Raw genomic sequence first — 1,804 nt, forward strand, 5'->3', positions numbered from 1 at the left:
GTGAAACATTACGTTCATTTCCTGGTATGGGGGATGCAGACAAAATGACTGTGTCACCTGGTAAAATATCAACTTGTCGATAGTTGCCACTAGACAATCGAGACAGGGCAGCCATAGGTTCACCTTGACTACCAGTGCAAAGTATAGCGACTTTTTCGGGTTCCATTTGATTAATCTCATTCGCTTCGATTAACATTCCTTCAGGTATATTCAAATAGCCTTGTTCTAAAGCGACAGAAACTACGTTCACCATACTTCTTCCGAGGAGGGCAAGCTTTCTATTTGTTTTTAAAGCGGCATCTACTATTTGCTGTACACGATTCACATTAGAAGCAAAGGTAGATATAATAACTTTTCTGTGAGCCTTTACAAAGGCTTCTTCAATTTTTTCGCCTACTAACCGTTCTGATGGAGTAAATCCAGAACGTTCGGCATTCGTACTTTCTGAGAGGAGAGCTAAAACCCCGTTACTTCCGATATTAGCCATTTTGTGAATGTCTGGATATTGATTGTTTATGGGAGTCAAATCAAATTTAAAATCACCTGTATGGACTACTGTACCTTCTGGTGTATGAAAAGCAATCCCGAGGCAATCGGGAATACTATGATTTGTTTTGAAAAAAGATAGGTTGATCTGTCCAAACTCAATTAAAGAATCAGAGTCAATAACAATTAACTGTGTCGAATCTTGAAGTTTATGTTCTTTTAATTTAATGCCGATTAAGCCTAAGGTTAATTTTGTTGCGTAAATTGGTACATTCAATTGTTTTAAAAAATACGGAATACCTCCAATGTGATCTTCGTGTCCATGTGTAACAATTAAACCTCGAATTTTATCTTTATTTTCTTGTAAATATGTAACATCAGGTATTATTAAATCTATGCCTAATAAACTCTCGTCGGGAAACTTAGAACCACAATCAATGATTACAATGTCATCTGAATATTGTATGACATACATATTTTTACCAATTTCATTAACACCACCTAAAGCAAAAATAGATAGTTTATCATTTATTGTACTCAAATGAATATCCTCCTCTTAAAATCAAATTTACTTGAATCTATGTAAAGGTTTGTAACCAACTATTAATAAATAGTGGGTTACAATTACCTCAAAGACCCATATCTTTTAATCCAGGACTATGCTCATTTGGCATTTCAGGAAGTTCTGGTACAGGAAAACCTTTTGGCGGGTCAGTTACTGCTAATGTTCCTTTGTTTCTACTTGGTGATTCACCTTGGAATATTTCTCCGATTCTTGTTGGATCTAAGCTAAAATTAAATTGTGCGTTATGGAATCCCATGTCTACATACTTTCTGCACTCTGGGTATTTATTAATATCATAGTTCGGCACAGGGAAGAGTTTCCCCCATTCAACACCCAATGTCTCTAAAGCTTTTGCGAAAGCATTTTGATGTGCATTATCACGTACAATTAAGAATGCAAGTGTTTCTCTAAAAGTTTGATTGGAACTCATTTCATAAATTCTAGTTTTTTGAAGTACACCTGTAGATTCGAGTACTACGTTATCTAATAAATCGCTAATTAAATTCCCATGGCTATATACCCAAGATCCATTCCATGGGTTGCCAGCTGCATCAACAGGCAATGAACTTTGAGCACCTACAATAAAGTGGTGAGGATTTGCATGTTTAATCGCTTCATCAAGTGGTGCGTTGTCAACACCAGCATTTCCTGGCGTAGGTTCACCAGATCCAGTTAATAGTTGATTAATTGTATGTTGTACAAGTTCTACATGGCTGATTTCCTCTAAAAAAACACCTCGAAGTAAATCACGAT

Annotated in this window: 2 protein-coding genes; both read right to left on the reverse strand. The window is 36.1% G+C overall.

The window, feature by feature from the left end:
* Positions 1-1,027, reverse strand: a 1,027-nt coding sequence (locus H6481_RS28085) for a ribonuclease J (protein WP_182813790.1), incomplete at its 3' end; no start/stop codon positions are given.
* Between the two features lie 88 nt (positions 1,028-1,115).
* Positions 1,116-1,804 (reverse strand): manganese catalase family protein (locus H6481_RS28090; RefSeq protein WP_182813792.1); only part of this gene is annotated, 689 nt, incomplete at its 5' end.

Origin of the sequence: Bacillus sp. ME78 (genome assembly GCF_903970865.1) — a bacterium.
GTDB lineage: Bacteria > Bacillota > Bacilli > Bacillales > Bacillaceae_G > Bacillus_A > Bacillus_A cereus.